Source organism: Xenorhabdus griffiniae, from assembly GCF_015163655.1.
Classification (GTDB): Bacteria; Pseudomonadota; Gammaproteobacteria; order Enterobacterales; family Enterobacteriaceae; genus Xenorhabdus; species Xenorhabdus griffiniae.
This window is the reverse complement of sequence record NZ_JADEUF010000047.1, coordinates 21,522-27,903: the sequence shown is the minus strand read 5'-3', so window position 1 is coordinate 27,903 and position 6,382 is coordinate 21,522. Positions and strand designations below refer to the sequence as shown.

5 protein-coding genes are annotated in these 6,382 nt (G+C 50.3%); 2 read left to right on the top strand and 3 right to left on the bottom strand.

Going from position 1 to position 6,382, the window contains the following annotated elements; all coding sequences use genetic code 11:
• A partial coding sequence (locus tag IQ211_RS09405; protein WP_228011590.1) for a CHC2 zinc finger domain-containing protein occupies positions 1 to 315 on the bottom strand: 315 nt, incomplete at its 3' end.
• A gap of 137 nt (positions 316 to 452) precedes the next feature.
• Here IQ211_RS09405 and IQ211_RS09400 point away from each other — a divergent pair.
• Complete coding sequence (locus tag IQ211_RS09400; protein WP_311062435.1) at positions 453 to 785, top strand: helix-turn-helix domain-containing protein; 333 nt, start codon at positions 453 to 455, stop codon at positions 783 to 785.
• A gap of 77 nt (positions 786 to 862) precedes the next feature.
• On the top strand, positions 863 to 1,183 hold the full coding sequence (locus IQ211_RS09395; RefSeq protein ID WP_189760000.1) for a SymE family type I addiction module toxin: 321 nt from the start codon (positions 863 to 865) through the stop codon (positions 1,181 to 1,183).
• A 177-nt stretch (positions 1,184 to 1,360) separates the two neighbouring features.
• Here the strand turns inward: IQ211_RS09395 and IQ211_RS09390 are convergent, their stop codons facing one another.
• Both IQ211_RS09390 and IQ211_RS09385 read right to left on the bottom strand, forming a co-directional pair.
• A complete protein-coding gene (locus IQ211_RS09390) occupies positions 1,361 to 1,726 on the bottom strand; it encodes a hypothetical protein (protein ID WP_189760001.1) in 366 nt (121 codons plus the stop codon).
• A complete protein-coding gene (locus IQ211_RS09385) occupies positions 1,726 to 6,375 on the bottom strand; it encodes an RHS repeat-associated core domain-containing protein (protein ID WP_223281729.1) in 4,650 nt (1,549 codons plus the stop codon). The genes IQ211_RS09390 and IQ211_RS09385 overlap by 1 nt, the downstream gene beginning before the upstream one ends.
• Positions 6,376 to 6,382 lie beyond the last annotated feature (7 nt).

The window sequence follows — 6,382 nt, the reverse complement described above, 5'->3', positions numbered from 1 at the left end:
CGGCTGTATCAATGGCTCCACTGCCGGATTATGCCCCAGCACCGCCCGCAAGCGTTCCACGGCATGGCGCAGGCTTAACCCTTCGGTTTTCATGACCCAGTCCAGCACCGATCCGCCTGCATCACAACCAAAGCAATGGTAGAGATTTTTCGACGGTGTGATCACCATTGAGGGCGTTTTTTCCTCATGGAACGGGCACAGCACCGTCATATCTTTGCCGCGCTTAAATAACTGCCGCCCTTGTTGCTCAATGATAGCCACTAAGGAGACAGCGGATTTTAAGTGCTGTAATTCTGCTTCCGGGATGCGAGACATAAAAAATGTTCCTTTTAAAACCTTGTCAATGCTCTCTATAGATATTATTATATGTTCTATAAAGGTCATTTAGTCAAGTCTATTTAGAACAGGGGGCGATAATGGAACTCATCGATATTGATAAAGGAACAGACTGGATGAGTTTTTCTGCCCGTTTTCTGCAACTGCGCAAGCAAAATAGCCTGACTCAGCCTCAGATGGCTGATCGGGTAGGCATACACCTGACACAAGTCCGCCGCTACGAGTCTGGCGAGGCACAGCCCTCTTTAGATATTCTCAAGCGGATTGCCGTCACCTTTAACGTGTCGGCCGACTGGCTGATATTTGAGGAAGAAGAACGCGAACCGCAGGATGAACTGAAGCTGAAGTTTGAGGCGGTGAAACAGATGGATGAGGAAGAACAGCGTTCGGTAACCGCTGTGCTTGATGCACTGATTTTAAAGTATCAGGCAAAACGATTGATTGGATGATTTGACTTAACGCGGCGCTGATGTGGTTGCAACACACCAACGCCGCTCACCACAAGCAACTAAAGAGGAGTTGAATGATGGCTAAGGCGCATTCTAAGCAAAACCGTGCAGTAAATAAAGTCATGAAAACAGAACGTTATTACACCGTGGGATACGTGCCGCAAAATAATAAAGCCACTGCCCCGCCTGCGATCCATCTTAAAGGCCAGTGGCTCAAGGCGGCGGGATTTGATATTGGTGGCACACTCACGGTTAAAATTATGGATGGCTGCTTGGTGCTGATCCCTGACAGCGATGATGCCTGCGCTATCAAGCAACAGTACCAGCGTCAGCAAGAGCAGTTCAGTGAGATTAAGCTGAGGATGCGTGAACTGCTTGGCGACTACAACAGCAACTAAGGGCAGGGAGTGAGCGGCTCTAAAAAGTAAGAAAGCCGGAAGATCACGGGGATCTTTCCGGCTGATTTCAACGATATTTTATATCTGATTTTTATCGAAATAAGCCATAGATATAAACTCTCCAAAAATACTATTTCTTATTATTAATGAACAATGCAGTTGCTTAAATCCAAATAGTTAGTCATTACCTCTGACATATTCTTCAAGAAAACCTTTTATTTCTGTCAAAAAAAGAGACTTATCGTCTATTTCATAGTCAAAAATAAAATTCATTTCAGAAAAAACAACATCAATAAGATTAACTTTTCCATTTATAATAAAGTTAATAGACTGAATCACTTTATCTCTATTGGCTGGTATATATTCTAAAAACCAAGGTTTGAGAACAATTTCTGAAACAGAACGTAGATCATCTTTATTATTCACATTTTTATTGTTAATTAACAAATAATCTTTATCACTGATAACTTCCTCATCAAGAGCAGAAAGAAAACCTACTAATATAGAAATTTCATTTTTAGTTTTTAAATCAAATTTATTCATTATCTCCCCCATACAGGATATGCAGTGATTGTTTGCCCATTTGGAGTTAAGATCACTGTTGCGGTACTCGAAGTGCCATATGTTGGGCCAGTCTTGCTATACCCTTCACCGATTCTTCTTCCATACGGAATTGTAGCTTTAGTCACAACGCCACCTGATTGTCGCTGAATAGTTTGTGCTCGTTGTATAGCATTTAATTGATCTCTATGACTATCAAATCGAGTTGCTGCCATCGGTGTACGCTGCTGAACTCCCGTAGTAGGATTCGCTCCATTAGTTGCTCGCCCAAGCTGGGATTCTAAAGACGTTTGGGCACCATGTCTCTCAAGGAAGTGAGATCTAGGATTCATACTTTCCATTTCTTGTAAACGTCTGAGTGCATTAGCCTCTGCAAGCTCATTGATCCTTGCCTGCCTTTGTTCCCTAGTAAGACTTGCCGGACAATCCGTCAACCCAAACGGGTCAATAAAATTGACCGGATTATGGACATAAGCATAGGGATTAACACCACCCAGCAGCCCTATGGGGTCAGGACTGATATACTGCCCCGTTTCCGGCGAATAATACCTAAATCGGTTATAATATAACCCACTTTCCTCATCCTCATATTGCCCCATAAACCGCAGGTTGCAGTTGACGTGATAATCAGGGTCGTTGGAGGCAATCACCAGCGATCGTTCCGCTTTGCCCCACGTGGTTAACCGCTGTGCCCACACCAGAATCCCTTCCTCATTAAGCATCTCGCGCGGCGTGCCCTGATGGTCACTGACAATATAGTGTAGCTTACCTCGTTCAAAGCGGGCCGATGGTGTTAATGAACCGGGTTCATAAAGCCAGCGGATACGCTGATCTTCTGCTGGCGTACCATCCGCGTAAATCGGCGTTTCTTCGATAAGCTGGTCACCGCTCCACAAATAATCATGCCCGACAATCGCATCGGCTTTCGATTCCATATCCGGCCTGCCCGCTAACCATAATTTTAAATTAGCAGAGGCCCGTTTTCCATCATACACTTTCAGCTTCCGGATCCTTCTGCCAAAAGGATCATATTGATAATGCCAGCGTGAGCCGTCTGGTGTTTCACATTGCGTCAGCTGATTGAGTACATTCCAGCGATAACGCCATATTTGTGGACGGAAGCCATCACGGTACTCATTTTTCTCTACCAGCCGTCCAGCAGTATCGTAATGATAACGGCTATCTCCGTGCTGCATCACCCGCCCGGCTTTCTGACGCTGGACGATCTGCGCCACCGCTCCGCGTGCATCGGTAGGAATGTGCTGGCTTAGGTTGCCATTGGCATCATAACTGAACTGCTCTTTGTATGGACAGGAACCCTGATACCGTGTCTGGATTATCTGGCCGTTAACATTGTAACGGTAACGGGTTTGTCCCCAGCGACCGTCATCAATTACCCGGAGGTTGCACGCCCGGTCATATTGCCAGCTCCGGTTAACCGCCGTAGCCTGGGGGGGAAAATGCGGATCATTTTGTTGCAGGGTTTCCCGGAAAAAGGTGGTTGCCCGACCGGCCGACTGATGGGCCAGCAATCCCGTCGCGGTGTAACGGCTGGCAAGGATAAAGCCAAGGGCACTTTCCCGCACGGTTTCCTGCCCGAGCGGATCATGCTGTAAAGAAAGCGGGCTATGTTGGTTGAACTGAAAATGATTCAACCACCCCATCCGGTTATACCCAAAATGCAGGGTATCCCCGCCCAGAGTTTCGGCTGTCGGCAGGTCGTTAAGGTCATCCCATTCACGGTTAATCTCACGCCCGTTCAGGCGCTCGCCAGTCAGGCGTCCTGCCTCGTCATATTCAAATTCCACCACGGCATCGGCTGAGGTAGCGCGAACCAGCCTGCCCTGCGTGTCATAGGCATAATCAGTCACCGACTGCAATTCATCATGCAGTTTCCCGGCCTGCCAGTATTCCTGCCGCTGGATTTGGTCATTAGCGGTATAACAAAAACGAATGAACTGACCGTTAGGATAGCGGATCAGCGTCCGGCGGCCGGCTCGGTCATAGGTATATTCGACTGTTCGCCCGGTAAAATCGGTTTCACGGATAATTTGTCCGGCTAAATCCCGCTCATAGCGATAGGTTTCACCGGTGGCCAGGGTCACGCTGTTCAGGCGAATTAAGCGATCATAACCAAAATGCAGCACCGTCCCATCCGGGCGAGTGAGCTGGGTCAGCAGGTCAAAGGCGCTATAGGTATAACGCGTGGTATTTCCCTCACCGTCCGTGACCGCAGTGACCCGGCGTTCATTGTCATAGCTGATGTGCTGTTTCACCCCGTCCGGCCGTTCGATTTCCGTGACGCTGCCTGCCGGGCTGGCATGAAACGCGCAGTGCTGATAACGGGTTTTCTGTCCCAACGCATCGGTCACACTGTGCAACCGCCCCAGCCCGTCCTGCTCATAATGCGTGGTGTAACCGTTTGGCGCCAGGACCTGATGCAACTGGTGTTGTTCGTATTCATAACGCCACTGGGTGCCATCCGGTAGCACCCGCCGCAACATCTCACCCTGCGGGTTATAACGGTATTCTTCCCGCCGCCCTTGTGGGTCTGTCACCGCATCCAGTGCGCCCTGTTCACTATAGTGAAAAATCCACTTTTTGCCGTTCGGCAGTTTGGCCTGCAACAGTTGACCGTATTCATCATAGTCATAGACAAATATTTCACCGGAAGGCAGCGTCAGTTGGGTCAGTTCGCCGTAGGGCGTGTATTCGAACTGGGTTTTTCTGCCCAGTGGATCAGTTTCTGAAAGTTGATGGCTCAGATCCCATTCCAGTACCGTTTCCCGCCCCAATGAGTCAATTTTGCGGGTGATCTGGCCGTTTTCGTTGTACCAATAGCGGGTACAACCGCCTTCTGCATCCAGATAGGTGGTGACTTTGTTGACATCATCATACAAAAAACGATCCTGCCAGTAGCCTTGTGGGGTTCTGACCGAGACTACCCGTCCCCGGTTGTCATACCCCATCGACACATCGGTGGTGTCCGTGTCATGCCAGCGGGTCATATAACCGCGGGGATCATATTCGTGCCACAGGTGACTGAACTGAAACGCATGACATTCTGACAGATAATCTTGCGGGTTATATCGGCAGGTCACCAAAGTCTGGCGCAGTTCTCCGGTCAGGTACTCGATAGAAGCCAATCGGTTCTGATAGTAATCCAGTAACAAACGATAACCATCGGAATGGATAACCTGTGACAGCCGATATTGTTGCTCCCCAAAGGGATCTGCGTAATGGAAAGTGATTTGGTTATTGTGACGGTCACGGATTGTAGACAATAACCGTTTATCGCCGGCCTGCTGTTCAAAACTCAACGTTAATTGGGTCTGACGATCAAACAGGTGCAACCCGCCTGTTAAAGTGCCAAACAGCAGATAATGTCCGGCATGCAGGTTAACCGAGAACACATTTTCTTCCGGCGTATGGAATGTGTAGACCACCCCATCGGCATCCGTGAAATGCGTCACTTCACCCGCTCGCCTTAAATGTTGTGACCAGTCATCGGACCATTTAGGGCCAAACAAGCCCGCAAAATTTTCGGTTGAACGGTAAGTTCGGGTCAGTGAGAGCGGTAATGTGCCCGGCAGGGAGAGCAGGGGCCATTGTTGCAAAAAATCCCCGGTGGCCATATCGACCGGGTCACTACAGGTATCTTTCTCGTTCGGTTTTTTACTTTGCTTCTGGGTCGATTCCTTCGGTTTATCCGATTTGGTGACCCCTTTTTTATTGCGTGGCAAGGGCAATAAACCGGCGATAACCACGGCCCACTGCAAGGTTTTATTGCTTTCCTGCAAAATAGGAAGCGCCTCTCCCGTTTCCGGGGTAATGGAAATCGATCCCGCTGCACTGTTGATATTGGCATCACAGGTGGTGCGATGCCCCAATCGGGCAATTGGCTTGCCGTTGGCAAACACGGTCTTTGCGCCTTCAGCGACCACGCCGGGAGGATGGTCACTGCATACCACCGGGTCGCCTTTCCGCGCGACCGGTTTACCCTCAAAGAACACATTGGGTGATCCTTTCGCAATGGTGCCTTTATTGCTGCCATATTGCCCGATGGCGGCGCCAATCCCAGCACAGGTTCCACCAACAAACCCGCCAGCGGCTGCGGCGGCGGCAACCACAACCAGTGCCGCCCCGCCCGTGGCAACCACCAGAGCGCCCACCGCAACCGCCGCGACAGCCCCCAGTAAAATCCCGCCCAGCGCCCCCCACAACCCGGCATTCTTGTTCTGATGGGCAATGGCATCGCCTTCCCTGGCCGGATTTTCACCTTCGGTTGCCACAGTGCCCATGCCCATCCCTTTGGCGATAGCGTGGCCGATTTTATCGCCGACATACATCCCCGCGGCCCCGCCTGCGGTGCCGGCGGCTAATCCCACCGCAAAAGGGACAGCAGCGCCCGTGGCCGCCGCATAGGTCGCACTGGTTGCCAGCGTGGCATCGGAGAAAGTATCACTTTGTAAAAACGCCAGCGCCCGGTCAGAAGTGGATTTTTCTGTCCGTGGCGGCACGGGCGCAGGTTTGCCTCCCTTTGAAGGCAGGGTAGGATTGCTGGCGACCGGTGACGGAGACGGTCGCCCAGCCGCTGCTGCGCCCATAATCACATTCTGTGAAACACTCATGTCACAC